Raw genomic sequence first — 19,833 nt, 5'->3', positions numbered from 1 at the left:
TCACTGGTGATACGCTACTGCCGCCTGGATCAGTCCGCGGAACAGCGGATGTGCGCGGTTTGGTCTGGATTTCAGTTCCGGATGTCCCTGGGTTCCCACGAAGAATGGATGACCGGGAATCTCAAGCATCTCTACGATGCGTTTGTCCGGTGACAGTCCGGAAAGTACCATTCCGTTTTCTTCCAGTTCCTGTCGATAATCGTTATTAACTTCATAGCGATGACGATGTCTTTCGCTGATTTCTTCGGTTCCGTATAATTCTCTTGCCTTGCTTCCTTCTTTCAGGATACATGGATAGGCACCGAGGCGAAGGGTTCCGCCCAGATCTTCCACACCGTTTTGTTCCGGCATCAGCGCAATGACCGGATGTGTGGTTTCCGGATCCAGCTCGATGCTGTTGGCATCTTTATAGCCGATCACATCTCTGGCAAATTCCACGATCGCCATCTGCATACCCAGGCAGATACCAAGGAACGGGATCTTTTCTTCTCTCGCATAGCGGATGGCCTCGATCTTTCCTTCCGTACCACGGGTTCCGAAACCGCCAGGTACCAGAATACCATCCACTCCTTTTAACTTCTCTGCTACATTTTCCGGTGTGATTTCTTCAGAGTCTACCCAGCGGATCTTTACATTCGCATGTGCTGCGATTCCACCGTGTTTCAGTGCTTCTACCACACTCAGATATGCATCATGCAGCTGAATGTATTTTCCGACCATGGCAATCTCCACTTCGTAGATCGGATTTCTCAAACTGTCTACCATCTCTTTCCAGTCACTCAGATCCGGTTCCGGGCAGGGAAGCTGCAGAGATTCACATACCACCTGTGCCAGATGTTCTTTTTCCATGGCAAGAGGTGCCTCGTACAGATAATCCACATCCAGATTCTGTAATACATGATTCACCGGAACGTTACAAAACAGTGCAATCTTTGCTTTCATCTCTTCCGAGATCTCATATTCACTCCGACATACCAGAACATCCGGCCACAGGCCCATTCCCTGCAGTTCCTTGACACTCTGCTGCGTTGGTTTTGTCTTCATCTCCCCGGATGCTTTCAGATACGGAATCAGAGTCACATGGATCAAAACCGCATTCTCATGACCGATTTCATGCTGAAACTGACGGATGGCCTCCAGAAACGGCTGGCTTTCGATATCACCTACCGTACCACCCACCTCGATGATTGCTATGCGGTTATCATCCTCTGACTTTGGTTTATAAAAACGATCTTTGATTTCATTAGTTATATGCGGGATTACCTGTACGGTTCCTCCGCCATAATCTCCGTGACGTTCTTTTTGCAGAACGGACCAGTAGATTTTTCCAGTTGTCACATTGGAATTCTTATCCAGGCTCTCATCAATGAATCGTTCATAGTGTCCCAGATCCAGATCCGTCTCGGTACCGTCATCCGTAACGAACACTTCCCCATGCTGAATAGGATTCATCGTACCCGGATCCACGTTGATATATGGGTCAAACTTCTGCATAGTCACTTTATAGCCTCTGGCTTTCAGAAGTCTCCCAAGCGAAGCTGCCGTAATTCCCTTTCCAAGGCCGGATACTACGCCACCTGTCACAAACACATATTTTACTGCCATCACATTTTCCTCCTCGTTTGAAAAACTATGAGAAATACGTTTTCCGAATTTCTCAGGTTGTCGCAACAGTCGCCAAGGCCTCATGCAGCCACATACTTTGGCTCGTTGCTTACGCAAAAAGGCGTCAGAAACCCTTTCGGATCTCTGACGCCTTTGTCAGTGCTTTTTAATGCTAATATTATGTCCCTTTCCTTTTATTTTGTCAATTCTTTTCTGCTGTTTTTTTTTGTTTTTCCTTTTTGCCCTGTTTTTCGACAGATTTTTTCCATTATCCGTACAACATAACCATATCGAAGTTCTATTCTCTCTTTCCGGTTGAGTGTATTACCTCCGATTACTTCCAGTTTTTTCATAAATGCAGAGACTGTCCGCATCTCATAAGGCTCCAGATTCTGCTGTCCATAGATAGATTTTTCCAGAATCTCACATACGCGAAGATATGCACCTGCCTCTACTCCCTGATATTTTTCATGAATTTTCTGATCTACTTCACCGGTTTTCCATCCAAGGCTCATAGATATTCCGAGAAAAGCCGGCAATTTCTGCATTTCTTCTGTATAGATGTGTATAGATGCGGACTTTTTTCTGTTGATCTGCCCGGGCAAATTTTCTGTGCATCCACTCATAGTCCAGGATTCTTCCGATCTCCAGAATCCCAAGACAAAGAATAACCAGAAGCAACCTGATTTGCCTCAAAGGACGGATCTTCCAGAGCAGTATTTTTACTCGCCTGCCCCGGTCAGTTTATTAATCCCGCTTGCTTCGCTGTGAATATCATCCCCGGACAGATAGTATCCTTCCACGTAGCGGGTCGGAATACCATACGCACGAAACGCTTCTGCGGCTGTTGCGGCATAATACACCATTTTCTTCAACAATGTAATGTTTATTTCCATGCAAATCCGGAAAATTTTTTTGTTTTTTTTCAAATCAGGGATTGACAATCCAGAATATCCGTGTATACTACAGGACATAAAGCAATGGCGCTTTGAACTTGGAAACAGGTTCAAGGCGTCTTTTTTTATCTTTAAACATTCTGAAAACACTATGGCAATCAGAAAGGAGAACAAATCATGACACATGAAGAAATTCCTGCTTTATATGGAAGCCTTGTTTTTAACGATAAGGTAATGCGTAACAAACTGCCGAAGGATATGTACAAAGCACTTCGCAAAACAATCGAAAACGGAACTCATCTGGAGTTGGACGTAGCTAATTCTGTAGCCGTTGCCATGAAAGAATGGGCTGTAGAAAACGGTGCCACTCACTACACCCATTGGTTCCAGCCGATGACCGGTTTCACAGCTGAAAAACATGACAGTTTCATCACACCGGTTGGTGACGGCGAAGTTATCATGGACTTTTCCGGAAAAGAACTGGTAAAAGGTGAACCGGATGCATCCAGTTTCCCGTCAGGCGGACTTCGTGCTACTTTCGAGGCAAGAGGTTATACAGCATGGGATCCTACATCACCGGCTTTCATTAAAGATGGTACTTTATATATTCCGACGGCTTTCTGTTCTTACAGCGGTGAGGCACTGGATAAGAAAACCCCTCTGCTCCGTTCCATGGAGACACTGAACACAGAAGCAGTAAAGATGCTGAAACTCCTGGGAAATGAAACCGTTACCAGCGTATCCACAACCATCGGACCGGAACAGGAATACTTCCTGGTAGACAAAGACCTGTATAAGAAGAGAAAAGACCTGGTATTCTGCGGACGTACTCTGTTTGGTGCACCTGCTCCAAAAGGACAGGAAATGGAAGATCATTACTTTGGTTCACTGAAACCAAAGGTTGCTGCTTATATGCATGATCTGGATGTAGAGTTGTGGAAACTTGGTATCCCGGCAAAAACAAAACATAACGAAGTTGCTCCTGCACAGCATGAGCTAGCTCCGATCTTTGATACCGCAAACGTAGCCGTTGACCACAACCAGCTGACCATGGAAATCATGAAAAAAGTGGCTGACAAACATGGTCTGGTATGCCTGTTACATGAAAAACCATTCGAGGGTATCAACGGAAGCGGTAAACATAACAACTGGTCTCTGATAACCAACGATGGGGTAAACCTGTTAAATCCGGGAAGCACACCGGCACAGAATATCCAGTTCCTGGTATTTCTGATGGCTGTCATCAAAGCCGTAGATGAATATGCAGATCTGATGCGTGTATCTGCAACCAGCGCCGGCAACGATCACCGTCTGGGCGGTAACGAAGCTCCGCCGGCTATCGTATCCATCTTCCTTGGTGATGAACTGACTGCAGTTCTGGAATCCATCGAAAATGATACTTTCTTCGGAAAACAGAAAAAAGTACAGCTGGATATCGGTGCTCATGTACTTCCACACTTTGTGAAAGATACCACGGACCGTAACCGTACTTCACCATTCGCCTTCACAGGTAATAAATTTGAATTCCGTATGCTTGGTTCTGCAGCATCTGTTGCAAACCCGAATGTGGTACTGAACACTGCTGTTGCAGAAGCTCTGGCTCAGTTCTATACCGAACTGGAAGGAACCAAACCGGAAGATATGGAACAGGCCGTACATGAACTGATCAAACGTGCCATCCGCAAACATAAAAAAGTTATCTTCAACGGCAACGGTTATACCGATGAGTGGGTTGCTGAAGCAAAAAAACGCGGATTATATAATCTGCCGTCTACTCCGGACTGCCTGCCACAGCTGTTAGCAGATAAAAACGTGGAACTGTTCACCAAACATCATGTATTTACAAAAGAAGAACTGGCTTCACGTTATGAGATCAAACTGGAAAACTATATAAAAACCATCGGTATCGAGGCTCGTACTCTTGCAGAAATGATCACCAAAGATTTTCTGCCGGCTGTCAGCACCTATGCCGCTGAGGTTTCCAAAAACGCAGCAGCAAAGAAATCCTTTATGGCTGCCGCTGATACTGCTTCGGAAGAAGCACTGGTTGAAAAACTGTCCACTGCTTACACTGCTCTGACTTCAGATGTTGCAGAACTGAAAACCCTGATCGATACTTCTTTCGCTCTGGAAGATACCCAGAAATGTGCAGAAGCATTCCATGATCAGGTACTGGCAAAGATGGAAGAGATCCGTACTGTTGCCAGTGATATTGAAGCTTTAATTCCGGATTCTATCCTGAACTATCCTACTTACGATCAGCTTTTGTTCTCCCTGTAGTGAGGTGGAATCTATGTGTCAGGATGAACGGATTAAAGAAGCCTGCGGTGTATTCGGTATTTATAATCCCCACGGGGAAGATGCAGCCTCTTCCATCTATTACGGGCTCTCTTCCCTGCAGCACCGTGGACAGGAATCCTGCGGAATCGCTGTGTTTGACACCAGCGGTCCCAAGGGAAATATGAATGTACAAAGAGGGATGGGACTTGTCAGTGAAGTCTTTAAAGAAGATGTTCTTTCAAATATGAAAGGAAATCTCGGTATCGGGCATGTCCGTTATTCCACAACAGGGGCGGCTACATTGAGTAACGCTCAGCCCCTGGTTCTGAATTATATTAAGGGAACTCTGGCTCTCGCTCATAACGGCAATCTGGTAAATACCGAAGAGCTTCGCAATGAACTTGCGCAAAACGGAGCCATTTTCCATACAACAACTGATTCAGAGGTTATTGCTTATTATATTGCCAGAGAAAGAGTCCGTACCAAATCGGTCGAGGAAGCGATCATGAAGACCGCCGAAAAGATCAAAGGTGCTTACGGTCTGGTCATCGCAAGCCCCCGCAAGCTGATCGGTGTCCGTGATCCCCTTGGACTGAAACCTCTTTGTCTTGGTAAGAGAGATGATTCTTATATCATCGCCTCTGAAAGTTGTGCACTGACTGCAATCGGTGCACAGTTCCTCCGTGATATCAAACCTGGTGAGATCGTAACGATCACCCGGGAAGGTATCACCTCTAACCTTACCTTATGTCAGTCCCGGCAGGCTCATTGCATTTTTGAATACATTTACTTTGCCCGTCTGGACAGCAAACTGGACGGCATCTCCGTATATGAGTCCCGACTTCGTGCCGGTGCAGCGCTTGCCAAAGCCTATCCCGCAGATGCTGACCTGGTCGTCGGTGTTCCTGACTCAGGAATTACTGCCGCACAGGGATTCGCGGCGGAATCCGGAATTCCTTTTGGACTGGCATTCTATAAAAACAGCTATGTAGGCCGTACCTTTATCAAGCCTACTCAGAAGGAACGGGAATCCAGTGTACGTCTGAAATTAAGCGTCCTGGAATCCGCTGTCAAAGGAAAAAATATTGTGCTGGTCGATGACTCCATCGTGCGTGGAACTACGATCGCCAATCTGATCCACCTTCTGAAACATGCCGGTGCAAAAGAAGTGCATGTGCGCGTCAGCTCACCGCCTTTCCTGTACCCATGTTATTTCGGTACTGATGTACCATCCAATCAGCTGTTGATCGCCTCTTCCCATTCAACGGAAGAGATCCGACAGTTAATCGGAGCTGATTCCTTAGGATATATGAAGATCGAAGATCTCCAGTCGATGGTCGGTGACCTGCCACTGTGCAGAGCCTGCTTTGACAATCACTATCCGATGGATATTCCAAAACAGTAATCGCGGAAGAAGTATCACTTCTCCGATTACATACATCACATTTTTCTTACGCAAGGCGTATACCTCTCTCCAAAGGTATGCGCCTTTTCCCTTTGTTTCACACTTTGACATACTGTTCGTATAAAGAAAAGAAGTGTCAGCAGTTTCTTCTGTCGACACCTCTTTCTGAACATTTCATTTATAATACATTTTTTACTTATTTTTCTTTCCAGCCACTTTTCCCCAGATCAGACAAAGTACCATCGTGATCACCATATCCGGCAGTGTGTTTCCCACCGGCAGATCTACCTTCATCAACATCCGGTACAAAACAAATCCGATCACCCACAGGATCATATTGGAGATCTGGATTTCTTTTTCACTGTGATCTTCTTTTAATAGGAAGAAATCCCCGATCTGGATCGCGATCATCGGAGCAAATACCGAACCGATCAGGTATAAGAAATCCGTGATATTATCCATCGGATACACAATAGCTGCCAGCGCGCCCACAATCGTCACACCAATGGCAATATATTTTCCGTTCAATTTATGGCTCAGAGTCTCACTGGAGATTCCTGCGGAATACGCATCCAGGAAAGTCGTGGTAACGGTGGAGAAAATGATGATCAGAAGACCCACGATACCAAGTCCCGCCTTCACCATGATCTGCGCGATATCACTCTCGCCGGTATAGATGGCAGCCCCCATACCGATCAGATACATCCAACAGCTGATCACTCCATATACAACAGCACTCACTGCGGTCGCTTTGACCGGCTCTTTTGCTTCTCTTGTGTAATCACTGATCAGCGGCAGCCAGGATAACGGCATTGCAACCGCCAGTTCCACTGCTGCTCCAAAGGTCAGTCCGTCCGCTGCCACGCTCGCTGCATGGTAATCTCCAAAGAAAATAACTTTACAGAGGATCAGTGTCAGAATAAACAACGCCGCCATCGCAACTGTATTTAATTTTCCAAGATTTGTGATACCGATCACAAGCCACAGGATGATCAGTCCACCGATCACCAGACACCAGACCCAGTTACCCACACCGACTGCCTGATTGGCTGCCAGTGCACCGTCATAGATCATGATGGCCGTCCAGCCCACCAGCTGGATCACATTTAACAGGGCAAATAACAGACTGCCTTTCTGTCCAAAGCTGATTTTTACGGTTTCCATTGCACTTTTTCGCACTTTACCGCCGATCACACCTGCTAAAAATAAAAGGACGCAGCCGATCAGATGTCCCAACAAAATAGCTGCCAGACCTTTTTTCATCCCCAGAGACGCCAGATACGTTCCGGTCAGGATCTCTGCGATAGATACTCCCGCACCGAACCATATCAGTCCGTTTTCAAACAAAGAAGTCCGTTTTTCACTCATGATCCTGTACCTCCTTTGCATATTCTCCGGCAATGGCAAATCCGTGGTTCATCGGACCGCTGCCCTTGCCGAGATCCAGCATAGCTGCCAGAGCACCGGAAATATAGGCCTTTGCGCGCTCTACAGACACATCCATAGGAAATCCCTTTGCCAGGTTGGAAGCGATCGCGCTGGAAAGCGTACAGCCGGTTCCATGAGTATTCGGGTTATCGATTCGTTTTCCGTAAAACCATTGGCAGGTTCCTTCATGATAAAGCAAGTCATTGGCATCATTCACCTTATGACCGCCTTTTAACAGAACCGCACATCCGTACTGATCACCGATCACTTTAGCCGCCTCCATCATCTCCGCTTCAGAAGTGATAGTCATACCGGAAAGTACTTCTGCCTCCGGGATATTCGGTGTCAGGATCTGTGCCAGCGGAAACAGATATTCTTTTAAGGTGCTTACCGCGTCTTCACTGATCAGTCTGGCTCCGCTGGTAGCCACCATAACCGGATCAACCACGATATTTTTTGCATCATACTCTTTCAGTTTTTCTGCAATCTTTATGATCAGACCGGAGGACGAAACCATTCCGATCTTCACTGCATCCGGAAAGATATCTGTGAAAATATTGTCCAGTTCCTCTCCTAAAAATTCCTCAGTTGCCTCCATAATTGCTGTTACGCCGGTTGTATTCTGGGCTGTCAGAGCCGTGATGGCACTCATGGCATATACGCCATTGGCCATCATCGTCTTGATATCTGCCTGGATGCCGGCGCCTCCGCTGGAATCACTGCCAGCGATTGTTAATGCTGTTCTCATATTTTTTCTCCTTTGCATATGAATTCACCATTACTTTTTTATAGCGACGAAAGGTGGTGCCCCCAATCCGCCGCGTATCAAAATTGATCCACCGGATCAATTATTGATATGCAACGCAAGCCAAAACAGACACACCAAAAGGATGGTGTGCCTGTTTTTCTCTGTAAATCATCCCTACGTTGGCATTATCCAAATCAGGTTATGGGTCGAAACGCTGCCAGTCTCCTCTCAGCCTGCTTATGCAAGCTCCCCGTTTTCTATTCGTTTTTGAGGATTGCAAAATTGCACAGCAATATAGCAATCCCGGTATAGCATTTCTTATCTGTAGATGATATCATCTCTTCCCGGGCCATTGGAAATCATGGTGATCGGGAAACCAATCTTCTCTTCTACGAATTCGATGTATTTTCTGCAGTTTTCCGGCAGATCTTCGTATTTCTTGATACCGCGGATATCGCATTTCCATCCCGGCAGAGTTTCATACACCGGCTTTGCCTTTTCCAGCAGTGTGGTGGTCGGGAAGTCTGTAGTTACTTCGCCGTCGATGTCGTATCCTACACATACCGGAATCTCATCCAGATATCCCAGAACATCCAGTACGGTGAACGCTACATCGGTAGTTCCCTGCATACGGCATCCGTATTTGGAAGCCACTGCATCGAACCATCCCATACGTCTCGGTCTTCCGGTTGTTGCACCGAACTCGCCGCCGTCTCCGCCTCTGCGTCTCAGCTCATCTGCCTCGTCTCCGAAGATCTCGGATACGAATGCACCTGCTCCTACTGCGCTGGAGTATGCTTTACATACGGTGATGATTTTCTTGATCTCATATGGCGGTACACCTGCTCCTACTGCACCGTATCCTGCCAGTGTGGAGGAAGAAGTTACCATTGGGTAAATACCGTGATCCGGGTCTTTTAAGGATCCCAGCTGACCCTCTAACAGGATCTCTTTTCCTTCTTTCAGTGCGTTCCACAGGAACAAAGATACGTCGCATACATATGGCTCCAGCATCTTCTTGTAGCTCATCAGCTCTTCAAAAATCTCTTCCGGTTTCAGAAGCGGTTTGTGATACAGATGCTCCAGCATAACGTTCTTTTTCTCGCAGATGCCTGCTACTTTTTCTTTCAGCGCTTCCTCGTCAAACAACTCGCTGACCTGAAAACCAATCTTTGCAAATTTATCAGAATAAAAAGGAGCGATACCTGATTTTGTGGATCCGAAGGATTTGCCACCCAGACGTTCTTCTTCGTACTGATCAAACAGAATGTGATAAGACATTACCATCTGTGCACGGTCGGAAATCAGGATCTTCGGTGTCGGTACCCCTTTGGATACGATATCCTGGATCTCTTTGAAAACCAGTGGTACATTCAGTGCAACACCGTTTCCGATCACGCTTGTGGTATGATTATAAAATACACCTGACGGCAGAGTATGCAGTGCGAACTTGCCGTAATCATTTACGATGGTATGTCCGGCATTGGCTCCACCCTGGAAACGAACGATAATGTCCGCTTCTTTAGCCAGCATATCGGTAATCTTACCTTTTCCTTCATCTCCCCAGTTTGCTCCAACAACAGCTTTAATCATTTGGTTACCTCCTGACGGGTTATCATCATTTCCTTTACAAAAATGATTATACAACACTTTTCTTATTAGTAAAACTTATTATTACTTATAAATTAAAGTCAATTATAAATTTCCTTAATAAGTATACCATCTTTCTTATTTTCCCACCAGAACTTTTTCATATTTTCCAGAAATCTTTTTAGATTTTCCGTAAACCACATGGCTGAGCACATACTGACCGTCGTTGACAAAGATTTCAATCAGATGATCGTTCACCAGAATATCCAGCTGTGCCGCACCCTCGATCACCGGAGTCGCATCAACAGTTCGCACTTCGTCACATCCTTCAAGAACGGCTGACCGGTCGCCAACGATCTTTCCTTCGCTGCGGCTGATCACATACCCGCCAATATTTAAAGTTTCTCCCTCAGAAAGATCCGTCCGGATCCGGAAGACTTTTCCACTCTCTGCTGCCTCTTCGGCTGTAGTTTCCGCGCTGAGGTATGCGTCCACCTGTGGATGCATGTGGAAATACAGATGTCCCTCTTTTTCTTCCACCACGCGGGCACTGCTCATCATACCGTTCCATGCCGGGCGATCCGTACTGTCTGTCACTGCCATCGGCATACGCATCCATGAGATCATCACTCTTCTTCCCTCCGCATCCAGTGTCGTCTGCGGTGCATACAGATCCAGACCGTAATCCACATAACTGTGAGTATCCGACAGCTTCAGTTCACAGGTCTTCGGATCAAATTCCGCCAGCGCCCACACAGCCTGGTCCGGATATTTCTTCTCCCCCGGTGTCAGACGCATCGGACAGCCGATGAAAATCCACTGATCATTCTGAGAAAACAGATCCGGACACTCGATCGTCCATCCGTATGATTCTGGCCGGCACTGATTTGCGTAAGTCCAGTTTTCTCCGTCTTTACTCGTATAAAAGAGAACTCTACCAGCGTCATGATACGAGCTTCCCATCATCATATAATAGCTGTCTCCGTCTTTCCACACCTTCGGATCTCTCATCTTCGGCTCTCCGACCTCTTCATCATGAACAGTCGGCAGCACCTTCTTTTTATCCCAGTTATTAAAATGGAACCCGTCTTCCGATACGATCATTGCCTGGCTCGTCTGAATGGCATCGTCCAGTACCCGGTGAATATCTTCCGGGTCTGGTTTCAGATATTTTACCGCGCTGTAATAAATCTTCAGCTTACCATCTTCTTCCAGTGCAGTACCGGAAAACACACCATTCTGATCATATTCTTTGGTTGGAAACAGTGCGATTCCCTGATACTCCCAGTGCACCAGATCCTCACTGACCGTATGTCCCCAGTGCATGGTTCCCCATTCCGGCGCATACGGAAAATGCTGAAAAAACAGGTGATATTTGCCTTTGTAATAGATAAAACCGTTCGGATCGTTGATCCAGTTTCCCGGAGCTTTTACATGTACAAGATCTTTCATTCTTATCGTTTCCTTTCTTTTGGTGCTTAAAGTAACCGGTTACTTTTTCTTTTATCATATCATTCACCTGTATTTTCGTCAACATTTTCTCAGATTTTTCATTTCCGTTTTTTTTGAATAGTGTTACCGGTTACTCGCTCTTTCCTTGTTTTTTTGAGATTTTTTTGCTATACTGGATTAAGAAATTGAAACGATTTGTAACTGTTCAGTACCTTCACAGTTACAAGCAAAAATGCATTTGAAATCACCTTCGGTGCTGGCATTTTTGCTCGTATGTCTCGGGATTTTGGCATATCCATGCCAAAACACCTCGCGGAATATTACTTACTGAATAGTTACAACAATTCAACTACAACGGGTCTGACGCGCACGATATGCCTGAGATCTTTTCCGGCAATCGTCGGAGGTTTGTACGGCTTCGACTCGTTGTTCCTATAAAAAGAATGCATGAGGCAACGATTATGGCACGAAAACAGAATGTAACCTTCGCGGACATTGCAAAATATACGAATTTTTCCAAAACAACCATTTCCCGGTATTTTAATAACCCGGATTCCCTTACCGAGAAGAACCAGAAGATCATCGCAGACGCACTGGAAAAGCTGAATTATCAGGAAAATAAAGTGGCGCGGATCCTGGCAAGCGGACAGACCGAATTCGTCGGTGTGATCATCCCGAACCTGTTTCTTCACTATTATTCCGAGATGCTTGACCGGATTCTTTCCACATATGAGACGTTTGGGTATAAATTCCTGGTGTTTTTAAGTAACGGAGATGCTGACACCGAGCGGCAGTATATTCAGGAACTTCTCGCCTACAAGATCGAGGGGCTGATCATTTTAAGCCATGCGATCCCTTCGATGGAACTTGCCAACCTGCATATCCCGATCGTAGCGATCGAGCGGGAGGATGCTCACATCAGCAGCATCAACACCGATAACTACATGGGTGCGATCCAGGCGACCAGTCTGCTCTATCGTCACAACTGTGAAGTGCTTTTCCACATCAACAATCCGACCGCCAAAAGTATCCCGGCATACGGTCGAATCGAAGGGTTTGAAGATTTTTGCAGGGAACAGCAGATTCCACACCGCGTCTTTCTCCATGAGATGAAAGATCAGACAGCTTCCCAGGAGCATCTGAAAGAGATTCTCTCCGAGATCGAGGCGGACTCTCCCGGCAGGAAAAAGGGCATTTTCGTCTCCAACGATACCCACGCCAGCATCCTGGTCAATCTGCTGGTACGAAAATACGGTAAACTCCCGGAAGACTACCTGATTGTCGGCTTCGACGACTCCCCCGCCTCCCGAAACGCCATCTTCCCGATCAGCACCGTAGCTCAGCAAATCGATGTGCTCGCTACTGAAGCGGTGAAACTTCTGGTGGAGCAGATTGAAGAACATAAAAACAGCAAACACACACCGGTCAGCGAACCGGTACACAAGATGATCACACCGGTGCTGATCCGCAGAGAGACGACGGAGAGGGATCTGTTGGCAGAAGACGATTAAACTACCTTTTCCCGCTTCCCACATAACTAAAAACTCCCCCGATTGGAATACACGATATCGTATTTTCCAATCGGGGGAGTTTTTTATACTTTATATTTTGTTATTTCCAGTCTTTTATACATTGATCTCAGCAGTCATACCCAGCAGGTCTTTATTCTCTTCCAGCATCGGGTTGATGACGTTTTTCAGGAAGGCGTCTACCTGTACGGAAGCGCGTCCTGTGTATTTTGCAGGATCCATGGTTTTTTCCAATTCTTCCAGGGTCAGGTTGAATGCCGGGTCAGCAGCGATCAGTTCCAGAAGGTTGTTGTCTTTTCCTTCTACTTTGACGGTCTTTCCTGCTTCCATGGACAGTTCACGGATTCTCTCATGCAGTTCCTGACGGTCACCGCCTGCTTTTACAGCATCCATCATGATGTTTTCCGTAGCCATGAATGGCAGTTCGGAACGCAGTCTCTTCTCGATAACTTTCGGATATACCACCAGACCGTCTACCACATTCAGGCACAGATCCAGGATACCGTCGATTGCCAGGAATCCTTCTGGAACGGACAGTCTCTTGTTGGCAGAATCATCCAGGGTTCTCTCAAACCACTGGGTAGCGGAAGTAATTGCCGGGTTCATCGCATCTACCATCACGAAACGGGACAGGGAAGCGATACGTTCACTTCTCATCGGATTTCTCTTATAAGCCATGGCCGAAGATCCGATCTGGCTCTTCTCGAATGGTTCTTCTACTTCTTTCAGATGCTGCAGAAGACGGATATCGTTGGAAAACTTATGTGCGCTCGCTGCGATGCCTGCCAGAATATTGACCACTCTGGTATCTACTTTTCTGGAATAGGTCTGGCCGGATACCGGATAGCACTGTTTGAATCCCATCTTTTCAGCGATCATCGGATCGATCTTATCGATGGTTTCCTGATCTCCGTCGAACAGTTCCAGGAAACTTGCCTGTGTTCCGGTTGTTCCCTTGGAACCCAGCAGTTTCATAGTGCTTAAGACATAATTCAGATCTTCCAGATCCAGCATAAACTCCTGCATCCACAGGGTGGCACGTTTACCTACGGTTGTCGGCTGCGCCGGCTGGAAATGGGTAAATGCCAGTGTCGGCAGATCTTTGTATTTTTCTGCAAATTTTGCCAGCTCTGCGATCACATTCACCAGTTTTTTCTTTACCAGTTTCAGAGCTTCGGTCATAACAATAATATCGGTGTTGTCACCTACATAACAGGAAGTTGCACCCAGATGGATGATTCCCTTTGCCTTCGGGCACTGTACACCATATGCATATACATGAGACATAACATCATGACGTACCTGGCGTTCTCTCTCTTTTGCCACATCATAGTTAATATCGTCTTTGTGCGCTTTTAATTCGTCAATCTGTTCCTGGGTGATCGGCAGACCCAGTTCTTTCTCGGTCTCTGCCAGTGCGATCCAAAGGCGTCTCCAGGTACGGAACTTCATATCCGGGGAAAAGATATACTGCATTTCTTTGCTTGCATAACGCTCAGATAACGGACTTACATATCTGTCTGTACTCATATATAATCTCCTTTTTCTTGTACTTGCCGCCTCTTTACGGACGGCTTACATTTTATCGGCTATACGCCTCACAACAGTAAAATTATATAATACCGGCCCGGGAAACGCAAGCTTAGTTCTGATGAAATTTTCCTAAAAATTCCTTCATTCTTGTATGGTCTGCACCAAATACCTCATCCGGTGTTCCCTCCAGTGCCACCACACCTTTATCCATAAAGATCACACGGTCAGAGATATTTTTTGCGAATTCCATCTCATGGGTCACGATCACCATGGTGATATCCAGATCCGCCAGAGATTTGATGACTTTCAGTACTTCACCGGTCAGTTCCGGATCCAGTGCGGAAGTCGGCTCATCAAAGAACAGGATCTTCGGATTCAGTGCCAGGGCTCTTGCGATAGCCACACGCTGACACTGTCCGCCGGATAACTGATATGGATAGGCATCTGCCTTATCTTCCAGCCCCATCTTTTTCAGCAGTTCCTTCGCCTCTTTGTACACCTCGCCTTTGTCCCGTTTCTGTACATGGATCGGCGCATCTGCTATATTCTTCAATACTGAATAATGTGGAAACAGATTAAAGTTCTGGAAAACCAGCCCGAAACAGGAACGGATCTCTTTCATCTCTTTTTTATCCGGATGCATCACTTTGCCATTTTCTACCCAGGCAGCTTTTTTCCCCATATACAGGATCTCTCCGCCGTCAATCTCCTCAAGCATCGTCGCGCAGCGAAGCATCGTGGATTTGCCGGAACCGGAAGGACCGATGATAGAAACGATTTCTCCTTCTTCCACCGACAGAGAGATATCTTTTAAGACACCCAGTCCGTCAAATTCTTTTTTGATATGATTCATTTCCAACAGTTTCATGTCGACCCTCCTAGCGATAATAGTTCAGTTTCTTCTCAAACAGTTCCATCACCCAGGCTACCACATAGTTAAATACATAGTAGAAAATACCTGCGATAAAGAACGGTACTACAGTAGTCTGTGCAGCTGCAATCTGTTTTGCAACGGCAAACATCTCGATATAAGATACGGAATATACCAGAGAGGTATCTTTGACCAGTGTGATGACCTCGTTGGTGACAGATGGCAAAACGATTTTTACCACCTGTGGCAGAACGATCTTGAAGAAGGTCTGTACTCTGGTGTAGCCGAGCAGCTGTGCTGCCTCATACTGTCCGGTCGGGATCGATTCGATACCGGAACGGTAGATTTCCGCAAAATATGCCGCATAGTTCAGAGAACATCCCAGAATGATGGCTGTAAACTTATAACCGCCGATATTCATGCCCCACAGATAAAACGGTCCGAAATACCAGATCAGTAGCTGCAGCATCAGTGGGGTTCCACGCATGATGGAAATATAGATCTTCACCAGCCAGCTTAGTGGCTTAAACCGGCATACGCGTCCAAAATATACGATCATTCCCAGTGGAAGGGAAAAGATCAGTGTCAGAAAAAAGATCAGACAGGTCTGTCCAAAACCCGCCGTCATCTGTCGTACCATTACCTCAATACTCATTGCATATCCTCCATATTCTACAGCACCGGGATAAACGAGCTAAAATACGCTTCGCAAATTTTACTCGTTATCGCGGCAGTCGTCAAGGTCTCGTGCAAGCACGGACTTTGACTCGTTGCTCGCGTAAATTTACTTATCCCGGGTTCGCGGTATTCGCCAAAGTCCATGCGGGCATGGACACTGGTTCATTACTCGCGAAAACATGCCCCCCGGAAGGTAGTGTCTGCCTCCCGAGGGGTTACATTTTTTCTTATCCGACGTTATTTTCGTCTTCTTATTCAGCTTTTAAAGTCACCATATCGGCGATTTCATATTTTTCTGCCAGTTCTGCAACTTTTCCTTCGTTTGCCAGTTCCTGCAGATCTTTGTTTACGATGTCACACAGTTCCTGGTTTCCTTTTTTGAATCCGATTGCATACTGTTCGGTATTCAGTGTCTCATCGAGGATCTTGAAGCCCTCTCCTCTCGAGTTCAGCTGATATTTGGCAACTCCGACATCAATGGCCAGTGCATCCAGCGCGCCTGCCTGCAACTCGGTAAATGCGGTGTTGTAATCTGCAAATTCATTCAGAGATCCGAAGGTATCTGCCAGTGCTTTCTGTCCGCCTTCATCCTCACTCTGTAACAGATCCAGTGCTGCGGAAGCTGCCTGTACACCAACGGTCTTTCCTGCCAGATCGCTCAGCTGTTCGATACCGGAATCCTCTGCAACTACGATCACCTGGCTGTTATCCACATACGGAACAGAGAAGGTATACTCATCTTCTCTTCCGTTCATGGTAAATCCATTCCAGATACAGTCGATGGATCCTGAATTCAGTTCCATATCTTTGGAATCCCAGTTGATCGGCTTTTTCACCAGTTCCCAGCCTTCTTTGTCACATACCGCCTGTGCCAGTTCCAGGTCAAATCCGGTGTATTCTCCATCATCATCCATATAACCGTATGGCGGATATTCTGCATCGAAACCTACTGTGAACGTTGTTCTGCTGCTTTCATCCGTTGTTTCTGCGGAAGCATTCTCGCTGCTCTCATCCGTTGTTTCTGTGCTCTCGGTCTTGCTTGTATCTTCGGTCGCTGTATCTTTACTGGAACCACATCCTGCAAACAGGGACAGTGCCATTGTTGCTGCTACCATGATGCTTACTGTTTTCTTTTTCATAACAATTACCCTCCGATTTTTCATATGCTAACACTCTATCATAGTAAAGTATTAATGTCAAGACATTTTTCAAAATTTGTCTTTGTACTGTGGACACGCCGGGGAGTTCTCATCTGCAACATATTTTTCCGAAAATTCGTTTTTATCAAAACTGATCCCCGGAACCAATGATTGATATGCAATGCAACCAAAGAAAAAGCAGTGCGACCGGTTTTATTCACCGCCTTACTCTGCTTTTTCCTGTTTAACCTGATATTCAATTATTTTTATTGATAATTTTTATCAGTATCCCGTACTCTTATGGTACTCCGCAGTCAGCTGTTCCAACAGATGCTCCATCCCCTGCTGATAATCCTCTTCTCTGCCCTGCTGTTTTTCTTCCAGTAACTTTTTATATTCCTGGCCTTCCGGTGTGTCATAGAGGTCTTCCACAGCTTCTTCCACTTCTACATAGATTTCTTCCTGGCGTTCTTCATCGACTTCCAGCTGTTTCGCCTTTTCCACAAAAGCGTCCACACCATGTTCCATATACACGGCATACAGAAGGCTCTTTACCGCTCCCATCGTGTGCAGTTTGCCGTAGGCGATCTCAAAGCAACGAATCGCTTCTTCCATCTGAAACAGCCTTGCATAGGCGCAGCCCATATTGTGGTAGATTTCTCCGATAAACTGTTTTCCGAGAAGGATCTCCTGGCGGGGAAGTTCCTGGTCTGAGGTCACTTCTTCCTGTTTCTCCTCCCGGGAAGAAGAACTATCCGTCTCCGCTGCATCTGTTTCCTGGTTCTCCGGTGTACTGTCGGTCTCTTCCTCTGCTCCACCCTGTGGATCTTCCATCATATCGATGGTGATCGCAACCGGAGACTTTGCTTCTGCGCCTGCAGGGTTTTCTGTTGTTTCCTGCACTCCTACAGTATGGTCCGCTGCTGCTTCGGTCGCTTCCGGTTTTCTGATATCCGTCACTTCGGTGTCATCTTCCGCTTCCCGGCGAAGCGCCCTTTGATAAACCTTGATGGCGTTCACATATTTTCCGTGTTCCATCAGATAATCACCTTTTCGCTTCTGACGCAACACTTCCGGTTCATTTGCCAGCTGTCGGATCTGCTGATTCAATCTGCGGAACTCTTCCAGAGACAGATAACTGATCTCCTTGAACACCGGAAGGATAAAATCTCCCACCTTCATCTCATCGTCATCCAGATGTTTATACAGATTTTCTGCCAATTTCTTCAATCCCAGCTGATCCCGGATCCAGAAACACAATTCCTCGTTCAGGATCGTACTGTCCAGCAGATATATATTATGATAAAAATAAAAGCACAGTTCTTCGATGGAATAGATATTGGTACTGATGTTTTCAATATAATAAGGCAGTTTTGCCCGTTTTATCTGACACAAAATATATCCGCTCATTCTTCTGCCCCCCGACTCTTCATCGTCTCATGCCATGTAAGGTTGCTCGACGGATAAAGATCTCCAAATCCCATATCCGTCACATCAATCCTGCACTCGTCTGCCGCAGTAAATTCCAGATGTATATGCAGTCTAGTCGCTTTTGCCGGACGGTCCGGAAGACCGGGCAAAGGCATACTGTAGCGCACTTTACCGGTATTTTCCATATCAGACACAACAAATTCCAGTTCCCTGGTATCATCCAGAATAATTTCACAGTCTCCCATTGCTTCGTACCAGTTGACACCGGATACAATCAGTGGATGATAGGCCGGTGTTCCGAACACAGTCATCTCCATGCCCACATTTTCCCGTACCAGATCATTGCCCACATACAGATACCCCTTCAGATTCCGTTCCTCTGTCTTTTCTTTCGCAGCATAGCAGGCACCCTTGGAAAACAGATTATTTCCGTAAAATACCCGGCGCTGGTGTTTACAAAGCTCAGCCACAGATTTTTCTGCCCAGTCTCGCTCGAACCCTTCCCCCACCAGGTAAATACTTGAATAAACCTCACTTCCCACTGATTCTGTCACAAACTGGCAAAAATCCACATCACGCTGCATATATTCCGTGTGTAGTGTGATATGACCACCCCGTCTGACTCCGACATGTACCGGACGGGTACTGCGGTTCATCTCAAGTTTTGCATAAGAAACTTCATCCTTGTCAAATACAAACAAGCCTACACTTCTGCTCCAGATCTCCGGTTTCTGATATAACGTATGATAATAAAAGCTTTCTTCATAATCCTGCAGAAAACAACGGTTTCTCGGAAATCCCATCTCCCGGCATGCCACCCGAATGTTCTCCACCATCGGGCGTGTCAGTACCGGCGTAGTGATCATCAGTCCGTTGATACTCTTCACCAGATCCGGCACACCAAGGATACGAAGTGCATTACCGATAAATTTTCCGAGAAGTTCTCCAACCTTCCATGTAGCCCCGTCCACTTCCACTGTCTCCTGTTTCAGACACAGTGTATACAGGTTTTCCACAGGAATCTCATCCTGTTGTTCCACAAAGTACTCTACTTCCAGGCCGAAGTGCCATTCCTCTTCTCCCGGTTTCTTGCTGAGCACATTGGGAAAGGTATACTGACCGGTTCCCACCTTCACCGGCAGAGAAACGGGTTCTCCCTCACGCCGGTCATAATAACACAGCTGTGAGACCTTCTCCCCAAAATCAAATCCTACCAATATATTTCTGACTTCGTTCATTTTTCTGCCT

17 protein-coding genes and 1 riboswitch are annotated in these 19,833 nt (G+C 46.3%); of the genes, 3 read left to right on the top strand and 14 right to left on the bottom strand.

Annotated elements, in window-relative coordinates; translation table 11 throughout:
* The 4 genes from FYJ57_RS02350 to FYJ57_RS02335 form a co-directional block, all read right to left on the bottom strand.
* On the bottom strand, positions 1-1,605 hold the full coding sequence (locus tag FYJ57_RS02350) for a CTP synthase (RefSeq protein ID WP_154431385.1): 1,605 nt from the start codon (positions 1,603-1,605) through the stop codon (positions 1-3).
* Between the two features lie 194 nt (positions 1,606-1,799).
* Positions 1,800-2,120 (bottom strand): hypothetical protein, encoded by a 321-nt coding sequence (locus tag FYJ57_RS02345; RefSeq protein WP_154431384.1) that lies wholly within the window; start codon positions 2,118-2,120, stop codon positions 1,800-1,802.
* On the bottom strand, positions 2,095-2,301 hold the full coding sequence (locus FYJ57_RS02340; protein ID WP_154431383.1) for a hypothetical protein: 207 nt from the start codon (positions 2,299-2,301) through the stop codon (positions 2,095-2,097). The genes FYJ57_RS02345 and FYJ57_RS02340 overlap by 26 nt, the downstream gene beginning before the upstream one ends.
* A gap of 26 nt (positions 2,302-2,327) precedes the next feature.
* The gene (locus FYJ57_RS02335; RefSeq protein ID WP_205839893.1) at positions 2,328-2,483 is read right to left on the bottom strand and encodes a transglutaminase domain-containing protein; all 156 of its coding nucleotides are present in this window, start codon (positions 2,481-2,483) and stop codon (positions 2,328-2,330) included.
* Positions 2,484-2,678: 195 nt separating this feature from the next.
* On the opposite strand from FYJ57_RS02335, the gene FYJ57_RS02330 reads away from it, so the two are divergent.
* Complete coding sequence (locus tag FYJ57_RS02330; RefSeq protein ID WP_154431381.1) at positions 2,679-4,781, top strand: glutamine synthetase III family protein; 2,103 nt, start codon at positions 2,679-2,681, stop codon at positions 4,779-4,781.
* Between the two features lie 13 nt (positions 4,782-4,794).
* Positions 4,795-6,186, top strand: a complete 1,392-nt coding sequence (gene purF, locus FYJ57_RS02325; protein WP_154431380.1) for an amidophosphoribosyltransferase — start codon at positions 4,795-4,797, stop codon at positions 6,184-6,186.
* A gap of 192 nt (positions 6,187-6,378) precedes the next feature.
* Here the strand turns inward: purF and cytX are convergent, their stop codons facing one another.
* The 4 genes from cytX to FYJ57_RS02305 form a co-directional block, all read right to left on the bottom strand.
* Positions 6,379-7,554, bottom strand: coding sequence for a putative hydroxymethylpyrimidine transporter CytX (gene cytX, locus FYJ57_RS02320; protein ID WP_154431379.1), 1,176 nt, complete (start codon positions 7,552-7,554; stop codon positions 6,379-6,381).
* Positions 7,547-8,362, bottom strand: a complete 816-nt coding sequence (gene thiD / locus FYJ57_RS02315; RefSeq protein ID WP_022172848.1) for a bifunctional hydroxymethylpyrimidine kinase/phosphomethylpyrimidine kinase — start codon at positions 8,360-8,362, stop codon at positions 7,547-7,549. Before thiD ends, cytX begins: the two co-directional genes overlap by 8 nt.
* Positions 8,363-8,516: 154 nt before the next feature.
* Positions 8,517-8,625: riboswitch (TPP riboswitch) on the bottom strand.
* A 55-nt stretch (positions 8,626-8,680) separates the two neighbouring features.
* Complete coding sequence (locus FYJ57_RS02310) at positions 8,681-9,955, bottom strand: adenylosuccinate synthase (RefSeq protein ID WP_022172849.1); 1,275 nt, start codon at positions 9,953-9,955, stop codon at positions 8,681-8,683.
* 135 nt (positions 9,956-10,090) lie between these two features.
* On the bottom strand, positions 10,091-11,404 hold the full coding sequence (locus tag FYJ57_RS02305) for a glycoside hydrolase family 32 protein (RefSeq protein ID WP_154431378.1): 1,314 nt from the start codon (positions 11,402-11,404) through the stop codon (positions 10,091-10,093).
* Between the two features lie 461 nt (positions 11,405-11,865).
* Between FYJ57_RS02305 and FYJ57_RS02300 the strand changes: the two genes are divergently transcribed.
* Positions 11,866-12,915, top strand: a complete 1,050-nt coding sequence (locus tag FYJ57_RS02300) for a LacI family DNA-binding transcriptional regulator (RefSeq protein ID WP_154431377.1) — start codon at positions 11,866-11,868, stop codon at positions 12,913-12,915.
* A gap of 114 nt (positions 12,916-13,029) precedes the next feature.
* On the opposite strand, the gene purB is transcribed toward FYJ57_RS02300, so the two are convergent.
* From purB to FYJ57_RS02270, 6 genes are all read right to left on the bottom strand, one after another.
* Positions 13,030-14,463 (bottom strand): adenylosuccinate lyase, encoded by a 1,434-nt coding sequence (purB, locus tag FYJ57_RS02295; protein WP_022399718.1) that lies wholly within the window; start codon positions 14,461-14,463, stop codon positions 13,030-13,032.
* Between the two features lie 112 nt (positions 14,464-14,575).
* Positions 14,576-15,334, bottom strand: coding sequence for an amino acid ABC transporter ATP-binding protein (locus FYJ57_RS02290; RefSeq protein WP_154431376.1), 759 nt, complete (start codon positions 15,332-15,334; stop codon positions 14,576-14,578).
* Positions 15,335-15,344: 10 nt separating this feature from the next.
* The gene (locus FYJ57_RS02285; RefSeq protein ID WP_022172854.1) at positions 15,345-15,992 is read right to left on the bottom strand and encodes an amino acid ABC transporter permease; all 648 of its coding nucleotides are present in this window, start codon (positions 15,990-15,992) and stop codon (positions 15,345-15,347) included.
* Positions 15,993-16,266: 274 nt separating this feature from the next.
* A complete protein-coding gene (locus FYJ57_RS02280; protein WP_154431375.1) occupies positions 16,267-17,154 on the bottom strand; it encodes an amino acid ABC transporter substrate-binding protein in 888 nt (295 codons plus the stop codon).
* A 282-nt stretch (positions 17,155-17,436) separates the two neighbouring features.
* On the bottom strand, positions 17,437-18,564 hold the full coding sequence (locus FYJ57_RS02275; RefSeq protein ID WP_154431374.1) for a tetratricopeptide repeat protein: 1,128 nt from the start codon (positions 18,562-18,564) through the stop codon (positions 17,437-17,439).
* Positions 18,561-19,823 (bottom strand): DUF5716 family protein, encoded by a 1,263-nt coding sequence (locus FYJ57_RS02270; RefSeq protein WP_118617556.1) that lies wholly within the window; start codon positions 19,821-19,823, stop codon positions 18,561-18,563. Before FYJ57_RS02270 ends, FYJ57_RS02275 begins: the two co-directional genes overlap by 4 nt.
* Positions 19,824-19,833: the final 10 nt, after the last annotated feature.

It is taken from the genome of Oliverpabstia intestinalis (genome assembly GCF_009696065.1).
In the GTDB taxonomy this organism is placed as follows: domain Bacteria; phylum Bacillota; class Clostridia; order Lachnospirales; family Lachnospiraceae; genus Oliverpabstia; species Oliverpabstia intestinalis.
The sequence above is the reverse complement of the archived record's forward strand: the minus strand, read 5'-3'. Positions and strand labels throughout refer to the sequence as shown.